We start from the raw sequence: 26,822 nt of genomic DNA, 5'->3' as shown, positions 1-26,822 counted from the left end.
ACGCCGCGCGGCGTCCAGTATGCTTGACCATGACCTCGCTGCGCGCGAGCCTTCGCGCCATGCCCGCCTTCCGCGACGCGACGCCCCAGGATCTGCCCCGCGCCGCGGCGCTGTCCGCCCGCATCGGCTGGAATCAGCTGCCGGCGGATTGGCGCGTCTTCCTCGACCAGGGCGCGGTGCGCGTGCTGGATGATGGCGATGCTGCTTGCCTGGCCGCCAGCGCCGCGACGCTGCCCTGCGGCGCGGACCTCGCCTGGGTCTCGATGGTGCTGGTCCGCCCCGACCGACGGCGGGAAGGCCTGGCCACGCAACTCATGCGCTGGGCGATCGACCATGCCGCCAGGCCGTGCCTGATGCTGGATGCAACGCCAGCGGGGAGGGAGGTCTATCGCCGCCTCGGCTTCGAGGATGTCTTCGGCTTCGCCCGCTGGTCGCTGCCCCAGGCCTTGCAGCCCGGCGCCGCGACGCGACCGATGGAGGAAGCCGATTGGGATTGGGTGCTGGCGCTGGACCGCGCCGCCTTCGGTGCGCCCCGCCCGGCGCTGCTGCGCGGCTTCGCACGGCGCCTGCCGCAGGCCGCTCTCGTCACGCCGGACCGCAGCGGCTTCGTCCTGGCACGCGATGGCCTGCGCGCGCCGCAGATCGGCCCGGTGGTGGCGCGCGACGAAGGCCAGGCGCTGTCGCTGCTCGCCGCCGCGCGCGCCGCGCTCGGCACGTCTGCGGTGATCGATCTTGCGGATAGCGCGACAACCATCGCGGCATCGATCGCGGCGGCGGGCGGCGAATCCCTCCGTCCCTTCACCCGCATGGCGCGCGGCCGCGTGCCCTCCGCCAAACCTGAACAAAACTTCGTCTTTGCGGGGCCGGAGTTCGGTTGACGTCCCGCGCGAAGCGGCCTCACCATCCCCGGTAACCGGTGGGTTACCCAAGCGATGCCGGAGAGGGAGACGAAACCGATGACGATCAGCCGCAGGACGCTTCTGGCCACAACGGGCGGCGTGCTCGCCGCGCCGGCCTTCGTAAGTGCGCAGGGCACGAATTGGCGCCCGGACAGGCCGGTGACGCTGATCGTCCCCTGGGCCGCGGGCGGGTCCACCGACCAGATGGCGCGGATCGTGGCGGCGGAGATGGAAGCGGCCCTCGGCCAGCGCTTCGTCGTCGTGAACCAGCCCGGCGCCTCGGGCTCCATCGGCACGCGCAACGCGCTGGAAGCGGCGAAGGATGGCATGACCTGGGCCGCCGGCGCCGCCGTCGATGTCGGCTGCTACAAGGTTCTCGGCCTGCTGGACACGCAGCTGCAGGATTGGAACCTGTTCTTCGCCGTCGCCAACGTGAACGTCCTGGTCGCCAACCCCCGCGCCAACATCGCCGATTTCGGCGCGGCGATGGAGGCCTTCCGCGCGCGCGGCGCCTCGCTCGCGGTCGCGACGGCGGGCGTTTCCTCCGCGGGCCACAACATGATGTCCGCCGTGAAGGCCGCGACGCGCATCGACTACCGCCACGCCACCTATGATGGCGGCAACCCCGCGATGATCGCGACCGTGAGCGGCGAGACGCCGATGGGCGCGGTGCTGCTGGTTGAAGCCGCCGAGATGATCCGCGCACGCCGCCTCATCCCCCTCGCGGTGCAGGCGGAACAGGCGGTGACCTTGCAGGGGGTGGGGGAGATCCCCTCCATCCGCCGCTGGCTGCCGGACATTCCCGCGCCGCTCAACTATTTCGGCATCTGGTGCCCGAAGGGCGTGCCGCAGAATGTCGTCGATACCGTCGGCCAGGTCTGGCGGGAGAAGATCGCCAACAGCCAGCGCCTGAAGGACTACGCCGCCCAGCGCGCCGCCGTCTTCACCCCCATCGCCGGCCAGGCCGCGCATGACGAGGCCTGGAAGATGGTTCGCCAGACCGCCTGGCTCTATTTCGATGGCGGCACCGCCCGCGTGAGCCCCGATACGCTCGGGATCCAGCGGCTTTGAGCCAGGCGCAGGAAACGCCGGAGGCGGCGGAATCGCCGTTCTCCGGCGACCGCGCGCCGCTGCCGCCGCGCGTCGATCTCTACACCGCGGCGGTGCTTCTCGCCTTCGGGCTCGCCGTCATCTCGCTCGCCTGGTCCATGCCGACCTTCGCGGAGCAGTCGCATAGCGGGTTGACCGCGCCCGGCATCGTGCCGGGTTTCCATGGGCTGGTGATCACCTTCCTGGCCGGGCTGCTGGCGCTGCGTGCGGTGCGTCGCGGCGCGCTGAACCCCAGCGCCACGCAGGGCCGCGCATTGGCACCCGGCGATGCCAGGCAACTCGGCACCGCTGCCTTCCTTGGCGTGCTCTATGCGGGTTTCATGATCGGCACGCTGCCCTTCTGGCTGGCCGCCGCGCTCTTCGTCTTCGCCTTCACCGCCGCCTTCGAATGGGATGCCGGGCCGCAGGGCCGCACGCGCCGCCTGGTGGAGGCGGCGTTGCTCGGCATCGGCACCGGCATCGCGGTGACGCTGGTCTTCGAACGCGTCTTCCTCGTGCGACTGCCCTGAAAGCCCCCGCGTGAACAATCCCTTCGTCATGCTCGGTGACGGCTTCGCCCATGTGCTGCAGGGCGGCGCCATCTTCCACGCGCTCTGGGCCGTGCTGATCGGCATCGTCATCGGTGCGCTGCCCGGGCTGACGGCGACGATGGGCGTCGCGCTGCTCACCACGCTGACCTTCACCATGGGCGCCAACGTGGCGATGCTGGTGCTGGTCTGCGTCTATGTCGGCGCGATCTATGGCGGGTCGCGTTCCGCCATCCTGCTCAACATCCCCGGCACCCCCGCTTCCGCGGCCTCCACGCTGGATGGCTTCCCGCTGGCGAAGAAGGGCATGGCCGGGCGCGCCATGGGCATCTCCACGCTGGGCTCCTGGCTCGGCACGCTGTTCGGCACGCTGATCCTGGCGATGTTCGCGCCGACCTTCGGCGAATTCGCGCTGGAATTCGGCAGCTACGAGATGTTCTGGGTCGCCCTCTTCGGCATCGTCATCGCGGGGTCGCTGTCCGGCGGCGATGCGCTGAAGGGCTACATCGCGGGCTTCCTCGGCCTGCTGGTGGCGACGGTGGGGCAGGAGACGAACCACGCCTATCCCCGCTTCGCCTTCGGCAATGGCGACCTGGCCGGCGGGCTTGGCCTGCTGCCTGTCCTTGTCGGTGTCTTCGGCGTGGCGGAGGTGATGAATGCCATGCGCGGCCCGGCGGTGAAGGCGGTGTCGTCCAAGATCGACAGCGTCATCCCCCGCGTGAAGGATGTGACGCAGTACTGGCGCACCATCTTCCGCTCCGGCGCCATCGGCACCTTCATCGGCGCCATGCCGGGCCTCGGCGAGGACATCGCCGCCTGGACCAGCTACGCCGCCGCCAAGCGCGCGAGCGCGGAGCGCGACCAGTTCGGCAAGGGCAGCATCGAGGGATTGATGGCCGCCGAGACCGGCGAAAGCGCCTGCGTCCCCGGCGCCATCATCCCGGTGCTCACGCTGGCCGTGCCCGGTTCCGCACCGGCCGCCGTGCTGATGGCGGCGATGATGATCCATGGCCTCAATCCGGGGCCCATGCTCGCGATCACGGCACCGGAATTCATCTACCAGATCGTGGCGATGCTGGTGATCGCCGACATGGTGAAGCTGGTCTACGGGCTGATCCTGGTGAAGCCGCTGCTCTGGGTGCTGCTGATCCCGCGCTCGCGCCTCATGCCCGTGGTCTTCGTGCTGTGCACGGTCGGCGCCTTCGCCATCACGTCGCGGCTATTCGACATCTGGGTGATGCTGGGCGCGGGCTTGGTCGGCTTCATCCTGCGGGAATTGCGCTTCCCGATGGCGCCGCTAGTGCTCGGCATCGTGCTGGGCGATCTGCTGGACAAGAACCTGCTGCGCGGCCTGGTGCTGAGCGGCGGCGATGTCTCGCCCTTCTTCACCCGCCCCATCAGCGCGGCGCTCTGCGCGCTGACGGTGCTGGCCGCGCTCTGGGCGATCCCCGGTTTCATGGACCGCGTGACGGGCCTGTTCAGGCGGCGCGGGGCTGCCTGAACAGGCGCGCGCCCCCTATTCCAGCTTGAGGTCCAGTTCCCGGATCTTCCTGGCCCAGAAGCCATGCTCCTCCCGCACCGCGTTGAACCACTCGGCGCGCGGGCGGACGGGGGAGGGTTCCAGCCCGTCCTGTTCCAGCCGTCCCGCGAAGCGCTGCGTGGCGGCGGCCTGGCGGGCGGCGCGTTCCAGCCGGTCCATCTGATCCGCGGGCACGCCGGCGGGGGCGAAAATGCCGTGCCAGCCCGTGATGGAAACGCCGGGCAGCCCGGCCTGCGCCAGCGTCGGGATCTCCGGCAGCGTGCCGATGCGATTGTCGCCCGTCACGGCGATGGCGCGCAGCCGCCCTTCCCGCGCCAGCTGGATGGCGGGCGGCGGGGAGGAGAAGTTCATCGTGATCCGCCCCGCCACCACATCCAGCAGCGCCGGGCCTGTGCCGCGATAGGGCACATGCTCCATCTCGATCCGCACCGCGTCGCTGAACAGCACGCCCGCCAGGTGGTTGGCATTGCCCACGCCGCCGGAAGAATAGGTCAGCTCCCCCTTCGGCTTCGACCGCGCATAGGCGATCAATTCCTGCAGCGTGTTCACCGGCAGCCGAGGGTCGATCACCAGCACGTACTGGTAGGAGGTGATCTGCGCGACCGGCGCCAGCACCTGCAGCAGGTCGATCCCGTCCCGCTGCATATGCGGGTTCACCACGAGATTGGTGGAGACGGCGAAGAGCAGCGTGTTGCCATCCGGCCGGGCGCGGGACACGCCGACGGACCCGATATGCCCCGCCGCGCCGCCGCGATTCTCGACGATGACGGTCTGGCCGCCCAGCGCCTCGCTGAAGGTGTGGGCGAATTCGCGCGCCGTCAGGTCCGTGCCGCCGCCGGGGGCATAGGGCACCACCAGCACGATCGGGCGGCTGGCCTGGGCGCGGGCGGTGCCCGCATTCACGAAGGGCGCGGCCAGCACGCCGGCGGCCAGCGCGCGGCGTCGGATCAGGGTCATGGCGAAATTCTCCCGGAGCGTTATGGCCCCAGGGTTACGACACCGCGCCCCCCATCGCCAAGCGCCGTTCACGGACAGCCCCGCACCCGTCCTTCCGCGAAATCCAGCAGGCAGGTGGCGTAGCGCAGCGTGAAGCGCCAATCCGCCCCCGCCCCGTGGCCCGACAGGCCTGGCGGCCGGTCCAGCAATAGCAGCGCCGACCCACGGCCCGCGAAAGCCCCGAAGATCGCCGCCCGACCCTCCGGATCCGGGTCGAACTCGTCGCCGGCAAAGTTGGCGATGGCGATCCGCGTGCCCGGGGACCGCGCGGCCGCCACCACGCGCCGCAAATCGTCCAGCGCCCAGCCATGCGCGATGCTGCCCGTGGGGCCATGCGCGGCCGGCGCGATGGCGATCACCGCATCCGCCCGCCCCGGCGCATCCAGCGCCTGCAGCGCGTTCCAGGCCCCGCGGGACTGTCCCGCCGCCACCACCCGCCGGTAGCCCCGCGCGCGGAGGTCCGCCAGCGCCAGGCGCATCCAGGCCGCGCCGGCCTCCGTCTCATCCGTCGAGGGATCGCGGTCCAGCCGCACCACGTCGTAGCCCGCATTGTTGAAGGCCCGCGCATGGGGCTGGGGCTGGCTGCCGCGGCTATCCGCCCCGCCCGCGGACCGCCCATGCGCCCAGAGGTAGACGCCCCGCGCCTGGCCTGGCCCCTGCCACAGGAAGCGCGGATCCGCCTGCACCCGCCAGCCGATGCCCCCGCTGAGCGGCATGGCGGGAGCGACCGGCGCCACCGCTTCCCGCCCCGGCCAGACCACATCCAGGTCCCGCGCATAGACCCGGCAGCCCCGCCCGCCCCAGGCCGCGCAGTTCTGCACCGCGCGGGTTTCGGTCGCGACGGGATCGTCCTCGATCGCCGCCGCCCAGCCCCAGGCGCCGTCCTCCGACAGCGCGAAGGCCCGCGGCACGGCCTGCAGCAGGAAGCGCTGGTAATCCAGCCGCCCCGCCTCCGACAGATGCGGCACCCCGGCGGGGTCCAGCAGCGCGGGCGTTTCCGCCCTCGCGGCGATCGGGCCGAGAAGGGCACAGGCGATCACGATGCGGTAGATCGTATTCAACATGCCGTGAACGAGGAAACCAGATCGTCACGGGTGAGTCCAGCGCCTTCTCAGCAACTCCGCGGCGGCGGGCTGGCGGTGGCCAGGCGCAGCAGGCAGGCGCCGTAGCGATCCGCGAAGGCGTTGGTCGCCCCCGCGCCGTGGCCGGTCAGGCCCTCCGGCCGATCCAGGAAGATGAAGCCCCCCGCCCGCGCGCCGAGCTGGTTGAACAGCACCGCCCGGGCATCCGGCTGCGCGTCGAAGGGGTCGTCCCGGAAATTCGCCACCGCGACGCGCGCCCGCGGCGCCCCCGCTGCCGCGGCCACGATCTGCCGCAGGTCGTCCAGCTGCCGCCCATGGCTCGGCCCGCCCTCGAAGCCATGGGCGGCGGGGGCGATCGCGATATGGGCATCCGCCAGCCCCGGCGTATCCAGCGCCATCAGCGTGTTCCAGCCGCCGCGCGACTGGCCCGCCACCACCACCAGCCGGTAGCCGCGCCGCCGCAATTCCTGCAGATCCGCCTTCAGCCAGCCGGCCGCGCGGGGTGCCTCGTCCACATTGGGGTGGCGGTCGAAGCGCCAGACATCGAAGCCCGCATTGTTGAAATGCCGCGTCCAGGCCTGGGGCTGCCCGCCCCGGCTGTCGCCCCCGCGCGGGGCGCGCCCATGGGCATAGACCAGCACCCCCGCCGCCCGCTGCGGCCCCCACCACAGGAAGCGCGGGTCGGGCAGCGTCTCATGGTTCATGCTGCTGATCGCCAGCCCCGATGGTGCCGGCGCCGACGCGCGTGCCGGCGCCACCATCGCCAGATCCCGCGCGATGATCCGGCAGGCGGCGCCGCCGCGGCCGCAGGCCTCCAGCGCCTTCTGCTCCGCCTCCCCATCCGGCCCGCCGGACTGCCAGGCGAATTGCCCCGTGGGCGCCAGGGCAAAGGCGCGAGGCAGGTTGCGCGTCAGCATCCGCGCCGCCTCCGCCTTCGCCCGTTCGCTGAGCCCCGGCAGGGCGGGCAGGTCCAGGATGGCGGGGCGGTCCTGCGCCATCGCGGAAGCCGGCAGGGCCAGCAGCATGCCGACCAGAAGGGGGACCAGTAGGGGTGTCAGGCGCATCAAGCGGCTCCGCGGTCCAGGCCGTGATGGCACCATGCGGCGCGCGTGGTTGGCAACGCCCTCAGCACGAAATGGGCGGGGATTCCTCAACCACGAAGCGCAGCAGGCAGGGCCCGAAGCGGAACGCGAAGGCGCTGCTGGCGCCTGCCGAATGCCCCGCCAGCCCGTCCGGCCGGTCGATCAGCAGGAAGGCCGCCGCGCCTGGCGCCAGCGCCCGCAGCGCCGCCGCCCTGTCCTCCGGCAGGCCATCGAAGGGATCGTCCCGGAAATTCGCCACCGCCACCCGCGCCTGGGCCGCGGGCCGGGCGCCAGCCACCACGGCCCGCAGCGCCGCCATTTGCCGGGCCTGCCCGGCCTCATCCATCGAGGCCAGGGCAGCAGGGGCGATGGCGATCGTCACCTCCGCCAGCCCCGGCGTATCCAGCGCCTGCAGCGCGTTCCAGCCGCCGCGGGACTGCCCCGCCACCACCACGCGCCGGTAGCCCCGCGCCCGCAGCGTTGCCAGGTCGGCGCGCATCCACCCCGCCGCGCGGTTCGTGAAATCCGCCGCCGGGTCGCGGTCGAAGCGCCAGACATCGAAGCCGGCATTGTTGAGGTGCCGCAGCCAGGCCTGGGGTTGCCGCCCGCGGCTATCCTCCCCGGACGCGCCGCGCCCATGCGCCCACAGCACGACGCCCCGCGCCCGGTCCGGCCCCCACCACAGGAAGCGCGCATCGGGCAGCGTCTCCCGCATCGCGTCGCGCCAGCCGGACTCAGCGGGGGCGGGGGGCGTCGCCCATTCGCGGCCCGGGAAGACGATCTCCAGGTCCCGCAGCCACAACTGGCACGGTGATCTGCCCGGCGTATGGGCCTGGCAGGCGTCCAGTGCCGCCTGGGCCAGGACCTCCGGCGCCGCATTGCCGCCCCGGCTGGCATAGGCGCCGCCCGGGCCGATGGCGAAGGCGCGGGGCAGGTTGCGCAGCAGGGTGCGGGACAACTCCGCCTGCCCGTTGCGCCCCAGCCCAGGCACCCCGGAGGGGTCCAGCAGAGGCACCGTCTCCGCCCGCAGCGGCGCCGCCAGCAGCAGGAGGAGGAGCACGAGGCGGAGCATGGCGGCCCGGATTGTTGCGGGGGCGAGAATGCGGGAGCGGGAGCGGGGGCGGCAAGGGTGAGTTCGGGGAAGGCGCTGGCTTCCCCGGACCATCGTCAATGGCCTGGGTTCCAAGGGCCCGCTGGCCCTTGGCGGGGGGTGCAGGTGGGCAGCGCCCCCCTGCGTGATCCCACACCCCCCGCCCTTGCCGTAACGCCCCCGGGACGGCATCTTCCGCCCCCTTTCCGGGCGCCCCCTTCGGGGCCTTCCCGGCCTGCCAGGGGACTCCCGATGCGCGTTAAGGACGTGAAGAAGGTCGTGCTCGCCTATTCCGGCGGTCTCGATACCAGCGTGATCCTGAAGTGGCTCCAGACCACCTACCAGTGCGAGGTGGTGACCTTCACCGCCGACCTCGGCCAGGGTGAGGAACTGGGCCCGGCCCGGGACAAGGCCCTGCTGCTCGGCATCAAGCCGGAAAACATCTTCATCGACGACCTGCGCGAGACCTTCGTGAAGGACTTCGTCTTCCCGATGTTCCGCGCGAACGCGCTGTATGAGGGGATGTACCTGCTGGGCACCTCCATCGCCCGCCCCCTGATCGCGCAGCGCCAGATCGAGATCGCGGAAATGGTCGGCGCCGACGCCGTCGCCCATGGCGCGACCGGCAAGGGCAACGACCAGGTCCGCTTCGAGATCGGCTACTATGCGCTGAAGCCCGACGTGAAGGTCATCGCCCCCTGGCGCGAATGGGATTTGACCAGCCGCACCGCGCTGATCGCCTTCGCCGAACAGCACCAGATCCCGATCGCCAAGGACAAGCGCGGCGAGGCGCCCTTCAGCGTGGACGCCAACCTTCTGCATTCCTCCAGCGAGGGCAAGATCCTCGAGGAGCCCTGGGACGCCGCTGACGAGATGGTCTGGCAGCGCACGATCAGCCCGACCGATGCGCCGGACAAGGTGACGGAAATCACCATCGAGTTCGAACACGGCGACGCGGTGGGCATCAACGGCGAACGCCTCTCGCCCGCGACCCTGCTGACCAAGCTGAACGCGCTGGGCAAGGAGAACGGGATCGGCCGCCTCGACCTGGTGGAGAACCGCTTCGTCGGCATGAAGTCCCGCGGCTGCTACGAGACGCCCGGCGGCACGATCCTCTACGTCGCGCACCGCGCGATGGAATCGATCACGCTGGACCGTGAGGCCGCGCACCTCAAGGACAGCCTGATGCCGCGCTACGCGGAGATCCTCTACAACGGCTTCTGGTTCAGCCCGGAACGCCGGATGCTGCAGGCGCTGATCGATGAGAGCCAGAAGAGCGTGACGGGCACGGTCCGCCTGAAGCTCTACAAGGGCAACACCATCGTCAGCGGCCGCAAGTCGCCCAACAGCCTGTATTCCATGAAGCACGTGACCTTCGAGGACGACCAGGGCGCCTACGACCAGTTCGACGCCCAGGGCTTTATCAAGCTCAACGCGCTGCGCCTTCGCCTCGGCGCCATGGCCGGCCGCAAGGGCGGCGCGCTGTAACCAGCCGCTACTCCCTCCCCCGCGCTTGCGCGGGGGTTGCGGCGCTGCTGCAACGCCGAAGGCTGGTCGGGGTGGGGGGCGGGGTGACGACGCTTTTCATCGAGCCCGGCAGCCCCTGGGAGAACGGCTACAACGAGAGCTTCAACGGCAAGCTGCGGGACGAGTTGCTGGACCGGGAGATCTTCTATTCGCTGCGGGAGGCCGAGGTGCTGATTGAGCGCTGGCGACGCCACTACAACACGGTCAGGCCGCACAGCGCGCTGGGCTATCGGCCGCCGGCGCCGGAAGCGGTGTTGCCCTGGCCGGCTGGCCCCGCCTACGCTTCCGGTCCGGAAGGGCCAGCCGGCCAGGCCAGAACACGGGCCAAGTCTCTCATAGTCCGCGCGCTCGACGTGCTTGCAGGGTCAGTTGCGGTCGGCGATGATCGCCTCAAGGCGCCGCCTGTCGGCCGGGTTCACGATCATGCATACGGTCTTGGCCTTGCCGTAAGACTCGCAAATCACATGCACGGTGTGCAGCGGTCGAGTGTATCAGAGCATTATTATATTTTGCTCAAATGAAATATTCGGCAGAGAAAAACCCAAGCCACAACATGGCTAAGTAGGATTCTTGCAAATCGAGCAAAGATCACGGAGCAATAAATGAGCTGGCAATCCGAACTAGTAAAATCCTTTATAAGTAATTTTGGCGAACGAATCTACGATGAATATGCTTCCGCCTCATTCGCCAGAGAAAACTCAAGAGGCGAAATGGTATTTTTCAGTTCTCCAGGTGGGCACCAGTATAGCGATGAATGGCCAGCGCGATCGGGAAATATATTACTTACAGATAAGCGACTTTTTTTTCCACAGGCCGATCCTTATTTCTCTTCCGTGAGATTGATGTTCAATGGAGCGAGATCAGAAACGCAAGTGTTCACTCGGGTAATTTGATATGGGCGCCTAATTTTATTTTCTTCAATAGGGGGGCTTCTCAAAAAATTTGGCCAACAGTTCTTTTTCAAAATGAAAAATTTACGTTTATAGCGAATCGTATCGTTAGTTCTTTGCGTTAGATTCCTGTTTGCGTGATCAAGTCAATAAAATCCCTGCTGGACGCGGCTTCCCCGGCCAGCCGCTCTCATGCCCGCAGTCAAGGTATTTTGGCGCAGGACTGGATTGGGCCCCTGGGGCCGGACACGCGTCAGGCGGCGGTTTTGAAAGTGCGCCGGGCCTGTTAATTCGCAAACTGCGCGGGGCTCTTACTCCCAGTAAGCTGCTTTGACCCACGGAGCTTTCCGCGGTCACGGTGGCAGTAATACCGCTGCGCTGAAAAGCTGACCCGGAAGTGAGTTGATTCGACGCGGCGGGCTCTGATCGGGATGGTGTCCGACCTCGAGGGGGGGACGCGATGGGATCGAAGAGTCTGGCAATGCGCGACGAGGTGTCGGCACCGGAGTTGCGGCGGCTGGCACGGCGCGAGAGGGACCGCGCGGCCGCGGCGCGGATGCTGGCGATTGCGGGTGCGTGGGAGAGCCTGAGCCGCGCGGAGGCGGCGCGGCTGGCGGGCATGGAGCGCCAAGCGCTGCGCGATGCGGTGACGAGCTACAACGCCGAGGGGCTGGACGGTCTGAATGACCGGGCGCGTCCGGGGCGGCCGTCGCGGCTCGACGAGGGGCAGCGAGAGCAGTTGCGGAGGCTGGTGCTCGCTGGCCCCGACATGGAGCGGGGCGGGCTGAGTGCCTGGACCCTGGCCCATCTTTGTCGCGAGGTGGAGGCGCGCTGGGGTGTGGCCTACCACCCCGGACACATGAGCCGGATCGTGCGCGACCTCGGTATGTCGCGGCAGAAGGCGCGGCCGAGCCACACGATGGCAGACCCGGCAGCGCGGGAGGTGTTCGCAAAAGGGGGCTGCAGGCCGCCCTCGACGCCGCGCGCGCGGCGCATCCGGGCAAGCGCCCGACCCTCTGGTTTCAGGACGAGGCCCGCTTCGGCCAGAAGGGACGCGTGTGCCACCGCTGGTTCACCCGTGGGCAGCGCCCGCCCGGCCTCTGCGATCAGCGCTACACCTGGGCTCACCTGTTTGCCGCCGTGCGCCCCGCCACCGGTGAAGACTTCGCCCTGGTGCTGCCGCACGTCTCGACTGCCGCCATGACCGAGTTCCTGAAGCGCTTCGCGGCAACGCTCCTCTGCGATGAGCACGCCGTGCTCGTGCGCGATGGTGCAGGCTGGCACACAGCCGGGTGCCCGCGAACGTGACCCTCGTCCGCCTGCCGCCCTACTCCCCAGAACTGAACCCGGTCGAGCGCGTCTGGCTCTGCCTGCCGGAGCGCCACCTCAGCCACCGTTTCCTCGACGACTACGACCAAGTCGTCGAGGCGCTCTGCCAGGTATGGAACGCGCTCACCCCCGACCGCCTACGCTCACTCACCAGCTATCCCTACCTTCAACAGGTCAGGATTTAGGCGCAGCGGTATGATTTCCCTGGAGTCCCAACTCTCGTTCGCGCTACGTTCTGTGCGCCGCTACCCGACCCACGCCCACCATCATGCGGTTCTCGCATGCCGCGCTGCGTGGCCCCGCGCATCTGGAATTCCCCGGCCCGGACAGGCCCCGCGAAAACGGTGCTAAATGCACCTAATCGGCTAAATCGGCTAAATCCGTAGTATTTCTAAAAAGCCGCGCGGTCAGTCCCGCCAGCGCCGGTGCTGCCACAGCCACTGCCCCGGATGTTCCCGGATCCAGCCCGCGACGATGTCGTTCATCAACTGCGTCGCCGCCTGGATATCCACCTGGCCCTTGGCATCCCGTGGCAACTCGATCGCTTCCGTCAGCTCCAGCCGGAACCGCCCGCCCGGCAGCCGGATCGCCCGCGCGCCATGCACCGGGCAGTCGAAGCGCCTGGCCAGCCTGGCCAGCAGCGGGTTGGCGGCGGCGGTGCGGCCCAGGAACTCCACCTTCGGCCCGCGCCCGAAGCGCTGGTCGATCAGCATGCCGAGGTGCAGGCCCTCATCGAGGGCCTCCATCATGCGGATCGGCGCGGAATGCCCCGCCGCGATCAGCGTGCCCATCACGCCTTCCCGCATCGCGAGGATGTCCCGCGCGATCGCCTCGTTGTTCGGGCGGCGATAGAGCGCGGCCGAGGCCAGCCCGTTGCGCTGTGCCGCGACGGCCGGCAGTTCCCAGTTGGCGAGGTGGGCCGCGAAGAAGATCGCGGGCTTGCCATCGTCGCGCAGCCTGACGAAACGCTCGATGCTGTCGGGAAGAAGTTCGATCCGGCCCGCGCCGGGGTTCTCGATGTCGAAGTCCCAGAGATCGCCGAGATGGACGTATTCGCTCGCCGTCCGGCCGAGATTTTCCCAGCTCTCCCGCAGGATCGCCGCGCGTTCGGCAGCGGTCTTCTCCGGGAAGGCCGCGTCGATATTCTCCCGCGCGATCCGGTTGGCGGAGGTCAGCGGGCCCAGGGTCCGCGCGGCGGCCGCGCCGATCGCCCCGGCGCGGTCCGGCCCCAGCGCCTTCACCACCGCGAAGCCGCCGCGGATCAGCGCGGCCAGCGCCTCATCGCCCAGACGCCGAAGGGCGCTGCTCACAGCGTGACGACGATCTTCCCGAAGACCCGGCGGGATTCCAGCCGTTCCAGCCCTTCGGTAAAGCGCTCCAGCGGCACGACGGTATCGAGGACCGGCCGGATGCCCTGCGCCATCTTCGCCAGCCCGTCGCTCACATTGCGCATGGCGCAGCCGAAGCTGCCGAAGATGTGGATCTGCCGCTGGAAGATCATCATCAGATTCGTCTCGGCGGAAACGCCGGAGGTGCTGCCGCAGGTCACCAGCCGCCCGCCCATGCGCAGGCTCAGCAGCGATCCCGCCCAGGTGGTGGCGCCTACATGCTCAAAGACGACATCCACACCACGCTTGCCCGTGACGCGCCGTGCAACTGTCGAAAAATTCTTGTCCGTGTAGTTCACGGCATGATCGGCGCCGAGCGCCAGCGCCTTGGCGCATTTCTCGTCATCGCCGGCGGTGGCGATGACGGTGCAGCCCAGCGCCTTGGCGACGCGGATGGCGACGGAGCCGATGCCCGATCCCGCCGCCTGCACCAGGATGGTCTCGCCAGGCTTCAGCTTGGCATTGTCGAACAGCATATGCTCGACGGTGCCGAAGGTGACGGTGGCGCAGGCCGCATCCTCGAAGGACACGCCATCGGGCACGCGGACCAGCAGGCGGGCGGGGACATTGGCTTCCTCCCGCGCGAAGCCGTCCACATGGAAGCCCGCCACGCCCTGGACGTTCTCGCAGTGGTTGTCGCGGCCCTCCCGGCAGGCGGGGCAGGTGCCGCAGGTGCGCGCGCCATAGGGCACGATGCGGTCGCCTTCCTTCCAGCCCGTCACGCCGGGGCCGACGGCGATCACCTCGCCCGACGCCTCCGCGCCCACGGCCAGCGGCAGCTTGCGCTGCGCGAAGGCCATGCCGCGCCAGCCCCAGACATCGATGTGGTTGAGCGAGATGGCCCGCAGCCGGATCCGCACCTCGCCCTCGCCGGGCGGCGGCGGCGGATCGATATCCTCGATCCGGAGGTCACGGTCGCCATGCAGCCGCAGCGCACGCATCAGGCAGGAGCCCCACTGAGGACGAGACACACATTCTGCCCGCCGAAGCCGAAGCTGTTGGAGAGCACGTTCACCACTTTCGCGGGCCGCGCGACATTCGGCACCACGTCGAGCGTGATGGCCGGGTCGGGCTCCACATGGTTGATGGTCGGCGGCAGCATCTGGTCGCGGATCGCGAGCAGGCTGAACGCCGCCTCGATGGCGCCGGAGGCCGAGAGCGTATGGCCGATCATCGATTTGTTGGAGGAGATCGGCGGCGCGTCATTGCCGAAGACCGCGCGCATGCCGAAGGTCTCCATCTTGTCGTTCTCCGGCGTCCCCGTGCCATGCGCATTGACGTAGGAGATGTCGGTGGGCGTGAGCCCCGCATCCTCGATCGCGTTGCGCATGGCGCGGATCACCGCGCCGCCATCGGGGTTCGACCGTGTGCGGTGGAAGCTGTCCGACTTCTCCCCGCATCCCCGCAGCACGCCGAGGATGGTAGCGCCGCGCGCCGTGGCGTGGGCCAGGCTTTCCAGCACCAGGCAGGCCGCGCCCTCGCTCATCACGAAGCCACCGCGGGACTTCTCGAAGGGGCGTGACGCCGCCGTCGGGTCCTCGTTGCGCGTGGAGAGCGCGGAGAGGAGGGAGAAGCGGATCAGCGCCTCCGGCTGCACCGTGCCATCAGCGCCGATGGCGATGGCGGCCTCCGTCTCCCCGCGCTGGATCGCCTCGACACCAAGTTGGATGGCGGAGGCGCCGGTGGCGCAGGCGGTGGAGATGGCGATGGGCGCGCCCCGCGTGCCGAAGCGCGCGGCCAGCTGTTCGCCGATGCCGGCGAAGGCGGTGGTGCGATACAGGTCGTCGCGCCCCGCCGCGGCTTCCGTCAGCGCGGCATAGCTCGGCGCATCCTCGCCGGTCTCGGCGGCCAGGCGGAAGCGGCCGGGCCATTCCAACTCCACCGGCGGCATGCCGAGCATCAGCGGGCCGGGGAAGGGCCCAGGAAACGGCCCTGGCAGGCCGGATTGCGCCAGCGCCTCATCCGCCGCCCGCTGCGCCATCAGCCGCACGCGGTCGGAGGAGGTGAGGACCGCGCCGCCCGCTTCCTCCGGCAGATCGACGGTGCCGGCGATGGTGGTCCGCAGGTGGTCGGTGGGGAAGCGGGTGATGCGGCGGATGCCGGATCGGCCCGCCAACAGCGCCTGCCAGTTGGCATCGACGCCGAAGCCGAGTGGCGTCACCAGCCCGATGCCGGTGACGGCGACGATCGGGCGGCCCTTATGATCGGTCGTGTTCATGGCTGATCCTCCGCCGGGATCGCCTGGAGATGGGCAAGCGCCTCGCCCCGCCAACCCGCGAAGCCCGTGACCAGGATGTCGGTGAGGGGGCCGTCGAAGGCGGCCTCGCCATCGCCCATGGCGGCCGGCAGCGCGCCGTCAGCCAGCGCGAGGGCGGCCAGCGCGATGCTGCCCGGGAAGGTCGCCTCCGCGCCCCAGCCGAGGCGATTGCCCGCCGCCCGCAGCGCGAAAGGCCGGCCGAGCCCGGCCAGGAATTCACGCTCCGCCTGCACCGGCCCAGCGATGCCCGTGGCGCCGGAGATCACCGCGAGCGGCCCCGCCGGCAGGTCGAGCCGCGCGAAGGCCCGCGCCGCCGCCTGCGCGCTGCCATCGGTCCCGTCTCGCCGCGCCTGTTCGCAGGCCACGCCGCGGATCCGCGCCAGGCCACGCGCCCCGCGGACCCGGGCGGCCTCCGCCGTCTCCAGCACCAGGAAGGCGCCGAGCGTGCCGGGGATGGCGCCGGGTGCCGCGCCCCGGTCGAAGACCGGCGCCCAGGCGGCAACGCCCGCGGGCGCGCGCCGCAGCAGTCCGCCCGCGTGATAGAGGATCATCAGGTCCCAGCGCGCGGCCACGAAGGCGCCGCCCACCAGCGCCGCCTGGCCGCGCCCTTCGGCCAGCCTGGCGGCCGCGACGCGCACCGCATCGGCGCCGGCCTGTTCCTCACCCATGAAGGTGCGGGAGGCACCGGTCACGCCATGGACGATGGAAATGTTGCCCGCCAGCAGATTCGACAACTGGGCCAGGAACAGCGTCGGCCGCAGCCCGCCGGCCAGCATCTCGTTCAGCTTCGTCGCGGCTTCCGCGGGGGGCAGGTGGCCGAGGGCGGCGACGACGCTCTCATCGAGGGCCATGTCGCGTTCGCCCCCGCCGGCGGCGACGATCAGGTCCATCTCCGCCACCAGGCCGCGCGCGCCGGCATCGTCCAGCGCCAGGCCGGCGGCATAGGTGCCGAGGCGCTGCCACGGCTCCATCTGCCGCTGGTCGCCCTTCTTGGGGATCTGGCGGTCCAGTTCCAGCGCCGGGCCGGGATGGATGGCGAAGGGCGCGTAGGCGGCGTCGTCCAGCGTGGGCGCCGCGCCGGCCAGCAGGGCGGCGCGATGCGCGTCCCGGCCCTCTCCGGCCGCGGACACCAGGCCGACGCCGGTGACCCAGATGGGGGAGGGATTCGTCATCTCAACCATGCCCCACCTTCAGCTATGCCCTGGCAGGCCGATCCGCTTCGCCGTGGCGGTCATCGCCTCGCGCAGCGCATCGGCGGGGAAGGGCATGATGCGATAGGTGATCTCGGCATCCGCGATGCGCTTGCCGTCGGACAGGATGCGCGCTTCGGCGACGGCGAAGCCCGACCCGTCATGCGTGCGCTTCGCCTCCACCACCAAAGGGGCACCGGGGCCGACGAAACCGCGGAACTTGGCGGTCTTGACGGTGGACAGGAAGGGCATGCGCTGCATCCCCTCCAGCGCCAGGATCAGCCAGCCGCCGGCCTGGGCCATGGTTTCCACCAGCAGCACGCCGGGCACGATGGGGTAGCCTGGGAAGTGGCCCTCGAAGACCGGGCTCGCTTCCGGGACGCGGCTTTCCACCACGATGGAATCGGGGCCGAGCGAGACCACCCGGTCCACCATCTGGAAGTATTCGAGGCGCATGGATTCCGTTCCGCGGGCTGGCCGCAGGGTTCAGCCCTTGGCCGCCTTCGCCGCCACCAGTTCCTCGATCCGGAGCGCGAGATTGCCCATCACGAAGTACTGCTCGGCCGGCGCGGTGCCGGCGTTCACTTCCTGCGTCCAGGCTTCCACCGGCACCTTGATGCCGAAGGCCTTGTCGATGGCGAAGACGATGTCGAGGAAGTCCAGGCTGTCGATGCCGAGGTCGTTGATGACATGCGCCTCCGGCGTGATGGAGTCGCGGGCGACCTCGCTGTTCTCCGCGATGATGTCGGCGATGCGGTCGAACACGGGGGAAGTCATGGGGCGTGCTCCGGGGGGCGGCCAGGGGGCGCCAGAGGGGGATGTCAGGGGTTTGGGCGCGGTTTGGCGCGATCCGGCCGGCTTGTCCAGCACGGGCGGCTGGCGGCGCCGGCCCGCCGCCGGCTCATGCCAGCAAAAACAGGGACTTGGCCCGATGCGCCCGCGCAACGCCCGCGGTCGCGTTACATCTCGTAGCGGTTGGGCGGCACCGGCAGGCCCAGATGGTCCCGCAGCGTGGTGCCGGCATACTCCGTCCGGAACAGCCCGCGCCGCTGCAATTCCGGCACCACCTGGCCCACGAAGCGCTCCAGCGGCGCAGGGTAGTAGGGGGACAGCAGGGTGAAGCCGTCGCAGGCGCCCCCCTTCACCCAGGCCTCCATCGTGTCCGCGATCCGGGCCGGCGTGCCCACCAGCAGGTGATGGCCGAGCGACGTCGCGAGGTAGCGCGCCACCTGGATGATGGAGAGGTTCTCCCGCTTCGCCTTCTCCACCAGGTGCCGCTGCCGCGCCTGCGCGGCGTTGCTCAGCGGCAAGGGCGGCAGGGGGGCGTCCGGCGGGAAGGCGAAGATGTCGAGGTCCCCGCAAAGCCGGGCCAGCAGGCGCATGGAATTCTCATCCGCCAGCAGGCCCTGCAATTCACGGTAGCGGGCCTCTGCCTCCTCCTCCGTCGCGCCGATGATGGTCATCAGCCCTGGCATGATCTTGATGTGGTCGGGGTTCCGGCCGTGCTTCGCGGCGCGGGCCTTGAGGTCTGCGTAGAAGGCCTGCGCCTCCGCCAGGTCCGACTGCGCGGTGAAGACCAGGTCCGCGGTACGGGCGGCGAGGTCCATGCCGGGGCCGGAGGATCCGGCCTGGGTGATGATCGGCCTGCCTTGCGGGCAGCGCGCGATGTTGAGCGGCCCCCGCACGGCGAAATGCTTGCCCTTGTGGTTCTGCAGGTGGACCTTGGCGGTGTCCACATAGACCCCGCTGTCCTTGTCCCGGATCAGCGCGCCGTCGCCGAAGCTGTCCCACAGCGCGGCCATGACGTCGAAGAACTCCTCCGCCCTCTCATAGCGCTCGGCATGGGCCATGTGGTGGTCGGCGCCGAAATTGCCGGCCTCGTCCTCGATCTGGGAGGTGACGAGGTTCCACCCCGCGCGGCCATTGCTGATGTGGTCGATGGAGGCGAAGCGGCGGGCCAGGTTGTAGGGCTCGTTGTAGGTGGTGGTTGCCGTCGCGATCAGCCCGATGCGCTGGGTGATGACGGCAAGCGCCGAGAGCAGCGTCGTCGGCTCCAGATACGCCGTGCGCCCCTGCCGCGGACGATACGGCCCGGCGCCGTCCAGGGACGCGCTGCCATTCACCGCCACCGTGTCCTGGAAGAAGATGGCGTCGAGCTTCCCGCTCTCCGCCACCTGCGCGATGTGGGCGTACTGGCGAAAGTCCATGTCGCATTCCGGCACGGCTTCGGGGTGCCGCCAGCCCGCGGAATGGCTGCCCGGCGTGAACATGAAGGCGGCGAGGTGCATCATCGTTTTTAATCCTGGCGCAGCAGCAGGGCGCCGCTGGGCAGTGCCTCCGCCGTCCAGCCGGGCGGCAGCAGGGTGGTGGCATCGAGCTGGGTGAGGATGGCGGGGCCGGCGATGCGGTCGCCCGCGCCGAGGCTCGCACGGTCATACAGCGCAGCCTCGGCGGTGCCGCCGGGCAGGTGGACGGGATGCGTGCCGATCGGTGTGGCGCCGGTGCCGGGATGCAGGGTCTGCGCGGAAGGGGGCGGCAGCGTGCCGACGGCTTCAAGGCGCAGGGTGACGATCTCCGCGCGTCCTTCCGGCAGGTCGAAGCCGTAGAGCGCGCGATGCGCGGCGGCAAAGTCGGCGGCCGCGTGGGACAGGCCGCGCCAGGGCACGGGAAGTTCCGCGCCCTGGCCGGCGTAGCGCATCAGCGCGACGGGGGCGGTGCCGCGCGCGGCTTGCGGGATCGCTTCCTCCTCGAACCAGGCATCGGCGTCCGACGCCAAGGCGGCAAAGGCCGTGTCGATGGCGGCGGCTTCCTCCGCCTGGCCGGGCAGGACGGACCGGCTGAATTCCGCCCGCATATCGGCGAAGAGCAGCCCCTGCGCGCAGAGCACGCCGGGCGATGGCGGCACCAGCACCTGGCGGATGCCGAGCATCGCCGCCAGCGCGCAGCCATGCAGCGGCCCCGCCCCGCCGAAGGGCACGAGCGTGAAGTCGCGGGGATCGTGACCGCGCTCCACCGAGACGACGCGCAGCGCGCCGACCATGTTGGAATCGACAACCGCCAGAATGCCCCGCGCCGCTTCGTGCAGGCCGAGCCCGAGCGGTTCCGCGACGCCCCTGCGTACGGCCTCCTCAGCCGCCGCCACATCCAGCGTCATCCGCCCGCCGAGCAGCGAGGGCGGCAGATGCCCCAGCACGACATGCGCATCCGTGACGGTGGCGAGTGTGCCGCCCCGCCCGTAGCAGGCCGGGCCGGGTTGTGCGCCGGCACTCTCCGGCCCCACGGCCAGCGCGCCATCGCGCGTCACGCGGGCGATGGAGCCGCCGCCGGCGCCGATCGTCACCATATCCAGCATCGGCAGCGGCAGCGGCCAGTCGCCGACGGAGCCGCGCTGCGTCAGCGCGATGGCGCCGTCCTTCATCAGGCAGATATCGGCGCTGGTGCCGCCGATATCGACGGTCAGGATGTTCGGAATCCCCGCCGCCGCCGCGACCGCCCGCGCGCCCACCACGCCGGCCGCGGGACCGGACAGCGCGGTGACGGCCGGCGCGCGGCGGATCGAACCCGCACCCGCCACGCCCCCATTCGACTTCATCAGCAGCAGCGGTGCGGCGATGCCATCCTCCGCCAGGCGGCGCTCCAGACGTTGGACATAGGTGGAGACGGCGGGCATGACCTGCGCGTTGAGGATGGCGGCGAGCGAGCGTTCATATTCCCGCACCACCGGCAGCACATCGACCGAAGCAGTGATCGCGACGTCAGGAAGCGCGTCCCGCAGCATCTCTGCCACGCGGCGTTCATGCGCTGAGGTGGTGAAGGCGTGCAGCAGGCATATGGCGATGGCGGTGACACCGGCCTCCCGGCACGCCTCCGCCGCGCGATGGACGCTGGCTTCGTCGAGTGGCACCAGGACGCTGCCATCGGCGGCGATGCGTTCGGTGACTTCGAAGACGCGGGAGGGCGGGACGGGGCGCCGCGGCTTGATCCAGGCATGGAGGTTGGCGCGGCGGGGAATGTCCTGCCGACCGATCTCCAGCACATGCCGGAAACCCGCGGTGGTGATGAGGGCAGTGCGCGCGCCCTTGCCTTCCAGGATCAAATTCGTCGCGATGGTCGTGCCATGCAGCACGCGGCCGATGCGGGCGGCGTTCTCCCGCGCTGTCCCCAGCGCCAGGCGCACGCCGTTCTGGAAGGCTTCCGACGGGTCATGCGGCGTTGATGGCGTCTTGGCCGTCCAGGCGCGGCCCGTGGCGGCATCCTGGAGCGTCACATCGGTGAAGGTGCCGCCTATATCGACCGCGACCGAGAGCGGGCGCGGATCAGTCGCCGGGTCAATCAAGAGCATCGGCGTAGCTCCCGCGATGGAAGGCGAGCGTGGCGGGGCGGGTGGCGCGCAGTGCCTTGGTGGCGGCCTCGTCGATGGTGCGGCCGGTGATGACGACGCCATAGTCGGCGCGGGCGGAATCGGCGCTGACCAGGCCGCCAAGCACATCCTCCAGCACCGCTTCTGGTGGACGGTCGAAGGGATGGCCGCGGCCACCGCCGCCGCCGGTCTCGATGCGCAGGATATCGCCGCGCACCACGCGGTTGCCATCCGACAGCGGCTTCAGCACGCGTTCGTTGGGCAGGCCCGGATTCAGCACCACGCGCCCCGGCCTGCCGGATTGCCCGCCTGCCGCACCCCAGGGCGGATTCTCCACGCCATCGAGGCGGACGGCGAGGATCGATTCCTCGGCCATTACCTCATATTCCCGCACGATCCCGCAGCCGCCGCGGAAGCGACCGGGCCCGCCGCTGTCCCGGTTCAGCGCGTATTTGCGCAGGCGCACGGGGTATTCGAGTTCGAGGAACTCGACCGGGTAATTCTCCTGCGCCACGAAATAGACGCCATCGATCCCGTCCGCGAAGCCGCGCGCGCCATAGCCGACGCCGAGACCGTCGCTCATCAGGAAGTGCTTTCCCCCGATGGTGCCGCGCAGCAGCATGATGACATAGGCCGCGTGGGCTGCCGGGGCTTCGCCGCCGGCGACGGAGACGAGCCCGTTCAGCGCCGCCAGCATGCGCATCATGGTGAGGCCGCGCATGCCGAGGGCGGCGGGGAAACGCGGGAAGAGCAGCGAGCCCTCCCGCAATATCACCTCATCCAGCGATCGCGGCCCGCCGGCATTCACGACCTGCGTTGGATCGCCACCAAGGAAATAGAGGCCGAGCGCCATGCCCGGCACATCAGGATTCATCAGGAAGTTCACGGGGCCGACGGACTGGTCATCCGTCTCCGACGCATCCAGGATCAGCCGGTCTTCCGGCGTGCGCGTCAGCGCGAAGCGCAGCCGCAGCGGCCCGCTGCCATGGCCATCGCCATCGATGCGGTCGGTGAAGCGGTGCGTGCCCACCGGGAAGGTTTCCATCAGCCTTCCGCGCACCGTGTCCCGTGTGCGGGTGAGCAGTTGCGCCAGCGCGTCGCCCAGCACATCCGCGCCGAAATTCGCTGCGATCTCACGCATCCGGGTCACGCCGAGTTCCACGCTCGCCATTAATGCGCGCGTGTCGCCTTGGGCGGTGCGGGGGTAGCGGGAGTTGCGGTAGAAGATCGCGAGCGCGGCCTGATTGACCTCCCCATCCCGGATCAGCCGCGTCGGCGGGATGATGACGCCCTCATGAAAAATCTCGGTCGCATCGGGGCTGATGGAGCCGGGGCGGAGCCCGCCGATATCCGCGAAATGCGCCCAGCCCATGACGAAGGCGACGCGGCGGCCATCGAGGAAGACGGGCGCCAGGAACACCTGGTCATTCGAATGGCTGACGGCGCCGCGCGATCCGTAGCAGTCATTGTACCAGTAGAGGTCTCCCTCGCGGATCGTCTCGATCGGGAAGTCGCGGAAGACCGGGCCACAGATGTCACCGAAGACGGGCACGTTGGAACCCACCGCCATGACGCCCTGGGCATCAAACAGGGCGGTGTAGAAATCCTTCTTCTCCCGGATGAAGGCGGACATGGCGGTGCGCTCGATCAGCGCCTCCATCTCCGCCTGCGCGGCGCGGATGGCGCCGCGGATGATTTCCAGCGTGACGGGGTTGCAGGGGCGGGGCGTGGTCATGGACCTCATACCAGGTGGCAGGCGGCAAGACGCCCGGGCGCGATGCTGCGAAGGGCGGGCACTTCCTCCGCGCAGCGGGGGATGGCGAGGGGGCAGCGGTCGCGGAAGACGCAGCCTGTGGGCTGGTTCACCTGGTCCGGCAGTCCGCCCTGGATGGGCAGGGCGCCGCGGTCCTGGTCCACGCGCGGCACCGGCACGGCGGCAACCAGGGCGCGGGTGTAGGGATGGGCGGGGGAGGCGATGATCTCCGCCGTCGGGCCGCTTTCCACCACGCGGCCGAGATACATCACCGCCACATCCTCACACACATAACGGATTAGCGCGAGGTCGTGGCTGATGTAGATGGCGGCCAATTGCAGATCATCCCGCGCCCGCCGCAGCACATTCAGCACGCCGGCGCGGACGGAGACGTCGAGCATCGAGACCGGTTCATCCGCGATGATGGCGCGGGGATGGGCGACCAGCGCGCGCGCCAGCACCACGCGCTGCAACTGCCCGCCGGAGAGTTCATGCGGGTGGCGGTCCAGATAGGCCTCGGCGGGGTCGAGGCGCACGCGCGCCATGGCTTCGCGGATGCGCGCATCCTGCTGGTCCGCGGGGATGCCGAAATTCGTCAGCGGCTCCGTGAGCGTGCGGCGGATGGTGAAGCGGGGATTCAGCGCATCGAAGGGATTCTGGAACACCAGCTGCACGCTGGCGCGGAAGGGCAGCAGCGCCTTGCCGTGCAGCGCGGTCACGTCCTGGCCGTCGAACAGCACGGTGCCTGACGTTGCTTCCTCCAGCCGCAGCAGCAGCCGCGCGGTGGTGGTCTTGCCGCAGCCGCTTTCACCGACGATGCCGAGTGCGCGGCCGGCGCCGACGCCGAGCGTCACGCCATTGACGGCGCGCACCATCGGGCGATGGCCGCGCAGCAGGTCCGGCAGGCGGCGCGATGCCGGGAAGGCCTTCACCAGATCCTGGGCGGCGATGACGTGGTTCATGCGGCGACGCTCGCCCAGGTCTCGGATCGCGCGGCTTGCGGTTGGAGTGAAGCGGCCTCCGCGCTGCGCCAGCAGGCGGCGTGGTGGTCTGGCGCGTCCTCGATCAGGGGCGGGTCATCGGCGCAGCGCGCCACGGCGAAGGGGCAGCGCGCGGCGAAGCGGCAGCCGGCGGGCGGGTTGAGCAGGGAAGGGGGCGAACCCTCGATCGGGACAAGTTCGCCGCCGACGCGATCGAGGTCCGGGAAGGCGTTCATCAGGCCCATGGTGTAGGGGTGCAAGGGCGCTTCCAGCACGGCGCGCACGGGCCCCGATTCCACCACGCGGCCGGCATACATCACCACCACGCGGTCGCAGGCATAGGCAACGACGGCGACATCATGCGTCACCAGGATCATCGCGAGGCCGAGCCGCGCCTGGAGTTCCTTCATCACGTCCAGGATCTGCCGCTGCACGATCACGTCCAGCGCCGTCACCGGCTCATCCGCGATGACCAGAGCGGGGTCGAGCGCCAGCGCCAGCGCGATGGAGGCGCGTTGCCGCATGCCGCCGGAGAATTGGTGCGGCCAGTCCCGCAGGCGTTTCGCGTCCAGCCCGACGAGGGTGAACAGCGCCTCCGCCCGTGCCGCCGCCGCGCTGCGTGAGAGGCCGCCGCGCTCGGTGAGGACTTCCATGAGTTGCGCGCCGACGCGCTGAACCGGGTCCAGCGCGTTCATCGCGGTCTGCGGGACGAAGGAGAGGCGCCGCCAGAGCAATTCCTTCCGGGCCTTTGCCGGCAGGGTGACGAGGTCCTGGCCCTCGAACACCGCCGATCCCGCGGCGATGCTGGCGCTGCGCGGCATCACGCCCATCAGCGCGCGGCCGAGGGTGGATTTCCCGCAGCCGCTTTCGCCGACCAGGCCGACGATGGAGCGTGCTGGCACGTCGAAGCTGGCGCCATCCACGGCGCGAACGGGTCCGGCCGAGGTGGCGTAGTGGACCGCCAGGTCGCGGACGGAGAGCAGCGCTTCCATCAATCCCCCAGCTTCGGAAAGAGCAGCTTCTCCGACCCCCGGCTGACCAGGAACCCCGCCAGCACCAGCGCCACGATGCAGAGACCGGGCGGGATGAACCAGTTCCATGCCTCCCGCGACAGGGCCTGGTTGGCGAAGGCGTCCTGCAGCATGAGGCCCCAGGAGATGGCGGCGGGATCGCCGAAGCCGAGGAAGGAGGCCGAGGCCTCCGTCAATATGGCCCAGCCGACGGCGATGGAGCCGTAGAGTGCGGCAAGCGGCGCCACCTGCGGCGCGATGTGGACGAAGATGATGCGCATGGGCGAACAGCCTGTGACGCGCGCAGCCTCCACCCATCCGCGTTCGCGCAAGGACAGGACCTGGGACCGGATGACGCGCGCCGTGTTGGGCCAGAGCAGCAGCGCGACAGAGGCAACGAGCGTGGTGGTGCCCGGCCTGGTCAGCGCGGAGATGACGAGGATGAACGGCAGGAAGGGCAGTCCAAGGACGATGTCGGAAACGCGCATGATGATGCGGTCCACCCAGCCGCCGAGATAGCCGGCCAGGAGCCCCATCAGCGACCCCAGCACCACCACGCAGAAGGCGGCCGTGACGCCGACGGTCAGCGCGGATCGCGTGCCGTGCACGAGCTGGGAGAAGATGTCGCGCCCGCCCGATGTCGTGCCGAGGTAATGCGTGGCGGAGGGCGGCAGGTAGCGCGCCACCCGGTAGGCGCCGCTGAACAGGATCTGCCGCGGGTCATGTGTCGCGATCTGGTCCGCGAAGACGGCCAGCACCAGGAACAGCAAATAGATGCCGATGCCGACCAGCGCGAAGGGCTGGCTGCGGAGGAAGCGCCACACCGCGTTAGCGCCTTGCACCGACGGACACCCTCGGGTCGAGCCAGGCGTACAGAAGGTCCGCCACCATGTTCATCGTCACCAGCACCGCCGCGATCAGGATGAAGGCGCCCTGCGCCAGCGGATAGTCGGCCCCCTGCACGGCGGAGACGAGCACGCGGCCGAGCCCGGGCCAGGAGAACACTGTCTCGATCACCACATTGCCACCGAAGGAACTGCCGAGGCCGAGCGCGAAGGCCGTCGCGACCGGCAGCAGCGCATTGCGTGCGGCATGGCGCATCACGATCGCCCAGCGCGACAGGCCCTTCATGCGTGCCATCACAATGAATTCGTCGTTCAGCACTTCCAGCATCGTGGCGCGCATCAGCAATAGCGGCAGGCCTTGCAGATACAGCGCCAGCGTCAGCGCCGGTAGCGCCAGGTGCCAGAGGAAATCGGCCGAGGTCAGCCGTGCCCATTCTGAGGTGAACTCGGAGCCCGCCTCATTCGCGCCGCTCGACGGAAAGATGCCCCAGGAGAAGCTGAGCCAGGCCAGCAGGATCATGCCCAGCCAGAATTCCGGCGCCGCGCGCGTGATCAACGCGGCCGGGATCGCGATGCCCTCCGTGACCGACCCGCGGGCAAAGGCGAGAAAGGCGCCGGCGATGATGCCGAAGGCGTAGGCGACGACCAGCGCCGTGACGGTCAGCGCCACCGTGTTCGGCAGCGCGTCCAGCAGGATGTCCAGCACCGGCTTCTTCTGCAGGAAGGAGACGCCAAGGTCGCCGCGCAGCAGGCTGCCGAGGTAGAGCACGTATTGCTCCGGCAACGGCTTGTCCAAGCCGAAGGAGACCAGCAGCGCCGTGCGCATCTCCTCGCTGAAGGATTCCGAGAGGAAGTTCAGCGTGGGATCGCCCGGCATCAGCCGGAACATGACGAAGGTCAGGGATGCCACCGCCCACAGGACGAAGGCGGCGTGTCCCAGCCGCCCGAGGATGCGCTTCAATGCGGG

At 69.8% G+C, this 26,822-nt stretch carries 24 protein-coding genes and 2 pseudogenes; 9 read left to right on the top strand and 17 right to left on the bottom strand.

From position 1 onward, the window contains the following. The first annotated feature begins 29 nt into the window (after positions 1 to 29). From ACTIE5_RS22585 to ACTIE5_RS22570, 4 genes are all read left to right on the top strand, one after another. On the top strand, positions 30 to 878 hold the full coding sequence (locus ACTIE5_RS22585; protein ID WP_439551976.1) for a GNAT family N-acetyltransferase: 849 nt from the start codon (positions 30 to 32) through the stop codon (positions 876 to 878). Between the two features lie 78 nt (positions 879 to 956). Beyond that, positions 957 to 1,970, top strand: a complete 1,014-nt coding sequence (locus ACTIE5_RS22580) for a Bug family tripartite tricarboxylate transporter substrate binding protein (RefSeq protein ID WP_439551975.1) — start codon at positions 957 to 959, stop codon at positions 1,968 to 1,970. Continuing rightward, on the top strand, positions 1,967 to 2,518 hold the full coding sequence (locus tag ACTIE5_RS22575) for a tripartite tricarboxylate transporter TctB family protein (RefSeq protein WP_439551974.1): 552 nt from the start codon (positions 1,967 to 1,969) through the stop codon (positions 2,516 to 2,518). The genes ACTIE5_RS22580 and ACTIE5_RS22575 overlap by 4 nt, the downstream gene beginning before the upstream one ends. Positions 2,519 to 2,528: 10 nt before the next feature. Continuing rightward, positions 2,529 to 4,037: a tripartite tricarboxylate transporter permease gene (locus ACTIE5_RS22570; RefSeq protein ID WP_439551973.1), complete on the top strand. Its 1,509-nt coding sequence runs from the start codon at positions 2,529 to 2,531 to the stop codon at positions 4,035 to 4,037. 15 nt (positions 4,038 to 4,052) lie between these two features. Here ACTIE5_RS22570 and ACTIE5_RS22565 read toward each other — a convergent pair whose 3' ends face one another. The 4 genes from ACTIE5_RS22565 to ACTIE5_RS22550 all read right to left on the bottom strand — a co-directional run bounded on the left by ACTIE5_RS22565 (position 4,053) and on the right by ACTIE5_RS22550 (position 8,308). Further along, positions 4,053 to 5,033 carry a Bug family tripartite tricarboxylate transporter substrate binding protein gene (locus ACTIE5_RS22565; RefSeq protein ID WP_439551972.1) on the bottom strand — a complete coding sequence of 327 codons (981 nt, stop codon included), beginning with the start codon at positions 5,031 to 5,033 and terminating at the stop codon, positions 4,053 to 4,055. A 68-nt stretch (positions 5,034 to 5,101) separates the two neighbouring features. Further along, entirely contained in the window at positions 5,102 to 6,136 is a 1,035-nt protein-coding gene (locus ACTIE5_RS22560; RefSeq protein WP_439551971.1) for a hypothetical protein, read from the bottom strand. Between the two features lie 47 nt (positions 6,137 to 6,183). Next, entirely contained in the window at positions 6,184 to 7,218 is a 1,035-nt protein-coding gene (locus ACTIE5_RS22555; protein ID WP_439551970.1) for a hypothetical protein, read from the bottom strand. Between the two features lie 61 nt (positions 7,219 to 7,279). Beyond that, positions 7,280 to 8,308 (bottom strand): alpha/beta hydrolase, encoded by a 1,029-nt coding sequence (locus ACTIE5_RS22550; protein ID WP_439551969.1) that lies wholly within the window; start codon positions 8,306 to 8,308, stop codon positions 7,280 to 7,282. A gap of 270 nt (positions 8,309 to 8,578) precedes the next feature. Here ACTIE5_RS22550 and ACTIE5_RS22545 point away from each other — a divergent pair, with 270 nt between their 5' ends. From ACTIE5_RS22545 to ACTIE5_RS22525, 5 genes and pseudogenes are all read left to right on the top strand, one after another. Continuing rightward, positions 8,579 to 9,814: an argininosuccinate synthase gene (locus tag ACTIE5_RS22545; protein WP_439551968.1), complete on the top strand. Its 1,236-nt coding sequence runs from the start codon at positions 8,579 to 8,581 to the stop codon at positions 9,812 to 9,814. Between the two features lie 80 nt (positions 9,815 to 9,894). Continuing rightward, a pseudogene (locus tag ACTIE5_RS22540) lies at positions 9,895 to 10,131 on the top strand (integrase core domain-containing protein); the annotation flags it as partial. A gap of 1,072 nt (positions 10,132 to 11,203) precedes the next feature. Beyond that, positions 11,204 to 11,686 (top strand): annotated as a pseudogene (locus ACTIE5_RS22535) (helix-turn-helix domain-containing protein); the annotation flags it as partial. Next, positions 11,575 to 12,051 (top strand): transposase, encoded by a 477-nt coding sequence (locus tag ACTIE5_RS22530; protein ID WP_439552078.1) that lies wholly within the window; start codon positions 11,575 to 11,577, stop codon positions 12,049 to 12,051. The pseudogene ACTIE5_RS22535 and the gene ACTIE5_RS22530, both read left to right, overlap by 112 nt. Beyond that, the gene (locus tag ACTIE5_RS22525) at positions 12,048 to 12,257 is read left to right on the top strand and encodes a transposase (RefSeq protein ID WP_439551967.1); all 210 of its coding nucleotides are present in this window, start codon (positions 12,048 to 12,050) and stop codon (positions 12,255 to 12,257) included. The genes ACTIE5_RS22530 and ACTIE5_RS22525 overlap by 4 nt, the downstream gene beginning before the upstream one ends. 222 nt (positions 12,258 to 12,479) lie before the next feature. Here ACTIE5_RS22525 and ACTIE5_RS22520 read toward each other — a convergent pair whose 3' ends face one another. From ACTIE5_RS22520 to ACTIE5_RS22460, 13 genes are all read right to left on the bottom strand, one after another. Beyond that, complete coding sequence (locus ACTIE5_RS22520; protein WP_439551966.1) at positions 12,480 to 13,382, bottom strand: lipid A biosynthesis lauroyl acyltransferase; 903 nt, start codon at positions 13,380 to 13,382, stop codon at positions 12,480 to 12,482. Continuing rightward, complete coding sequence (locus ACTIE5_RS22515) at positions 13,379 to 14,401, bottom strand: zinc-binding dehydrogenase (protein WP_439551965.1); 1,023 nt, start codon at positions 14,399 to 14,401, stop codon at positions 13,379 to 13,381. Before ACTIE5_RS22515 ends, ACTIE5_RS22520 begins: the two co-directional genes overlap by 4 nt. Further along, positions 14,401 to 15,678 (bottom strand): beta-ketoacyl synthase N-terminal-like domain-containing protein, encoded by a 1,278-nt coding sequence (locus tag ACTIE5_RS22510; protein ID WP_439551964.1) that lies wholly within the window; start codon positions 15,676 to 15,678, stop codon positions 14,401 to 14,403. The genes ACTIE5_RS22515 and ACTIE5_RS22510 overlap by 1 nt, the downstream gene beginning before the upstream one ends. Beyond that, positions 15,675 to 16,898: a beta-ketoacyl-ACP synthase gene (locus ACTIE5_RS22505; protein ID WP_439551963.1), complete on the bottom strand. Its 1,224-nt coding sequence runs from the start codon at positions 16,896 to 16,898 to the stop codon at positions 15,675 to 15,677. The genes ACTIE5_RS22510 and ACTIE5_RS22505 overlap by 4 nt, the downstream gene beginning before the upstream one ends. A 9-nt stretch (positions 16,899 to 16,907) precedes the next feature. Further along, a complete protein-coding gene (locus ACTIE5_RS22500; protein WP_439551962.1) occupies positions 16,908 to 17,363 on the bottom strand; it encodes a 3-hydroxyacyl-ACP dehydratase FabZ family protein in 456 nt (151 codons plus the stop codon). A gap of 30 nt (positions 17,364 to 17,393) precedes the next feature. After that, positions 17,394 to 17,684 carry an acyl carrier protein gene (locus ACTIE5_RS22495; protein ID WP_092955551.1) on the bottom strand — a complete coding sequence of 97 codons (291 nt, stop codon included), beginning with the start codon at positions 17,682 to 17,684 and terminating at the stop codon, positions 17,394 to 17,396. A 182-nt stretch (positions 17,685 to 17,866) separates the two neighbouring features. Continuing rightward, positions 17,867 to 19,198, bottom strand: coding sequence for an LLM class flavin-dependent oxidoreductase (locus tag ACTIE5_RS22490; RefSeq protein WP_439551961.1), 1,332 nt, complete (start codon positions 19,196 to 19,198; stop codon positions 17,867 to 17,869). A 5-nt stretch (positions 19,199 to 19,203) separates the two neighbouring features. Continuing rightward, the gene (locus tag ACTIE5_RS22485) at positions 19,204 to 21,249 is read right to left on the bottom strand and encodes a hydantoinase/oxoprolinase family protein (RefSeq protein WP_439551960.1); all 2,046 of its coding nucleotides are present in this window, start codon (positions 21,247 to 21,249) and stop codon (positions 19,204 to 19,206) included. Further along, positions 21,236 to 23,002 (bottom strand): hydantoinase B/oxoprolinase family protein, encoded by a 1,767-nt coding sequence (locus ACTIE5_RS22480; protein WP_439551959.1) that lies wholly within the window; start codon positions 23,000 to 23,002, stop codon positions 21,236 to 21,238. Before ACTIE5_RS22480 ends, ACTIE5_RS22485 begins: the two co-directional genes overlap by 14 nt. 5 nt (positions 23,003 to 23,007) lie before the next feature. Continuing rightward, positions 23,008 to 23,982 (bottom strand): ABC transporter ATP-binding protein, encoded by a 975-nt coding sequence (locus ACTIE5_RS22475; protein ID WP_439551958.1) that lies wholly within the window; start codon positions 23,980 to 23,982, stop codon positions 23,008 to 23,010. Beyond that, entirely contained in the window at positions 23,979 to 24,992 is a 1,014-nt protein-coding gene (locus tag ACTIE5_RS22470) for an ABC transporter ATP-binding protein (protein WP_439551957.1), read from the bottom strand. The genes ACTIE5_RS22475 and ACTIE5_RS22470 overlap by 4 nt, the downstream gene beginning before the upstream one ends. Continuing rightward, positions 24,992 to 25,852, bottom strand: coding sequence for an ABC transporter permease (locus ACTIE5_RS22465; RefSeq protein ID WP_439551956.1), 861 nt, complete (start codon positions 25,850 to 25,852; stop codon positions 24,992 to 24,994). The genes ACTIE5_RS22470 and ACTIE5_RS22465 overlap by 1 nt, the downstream gene beginning before the upstream one ends. Further along, positions 25,839 to 26,816 carry an ABC transporter permease gene (locus ACTIE5_RS22460; protein ID WP_439551955.1) on the bottom strand — a complete coding sequence of 326 codons (978 nt, stop codon included), beginning with the start codon at positions 26,814 to 26,816 and terminating at the stop codon, positions 25,839 to 25,841. The genes ACTIE5_RS22465 and ACTIE5_RS22460 overlap by 14 nt, the downstream gene beginning before the upstream one ends. Positions 26,817 to 26,822 lie beyond the last annotated feature (6 nt).

It is taken from the genome of Falsiroseomonas sp. (genome assembly GCF_051859025.1).
GTDB lineage: Bacteria > Pseudomonadota > Alphaproteobacteria > Acetobacterales > Acetobacteraceae > Falsiroseomonas.
The sequence above is the reverse complement of the archived record's forward strand: the minus strand, read 5'-3'. Positions and strand labels throughout refer to the sequence as shown.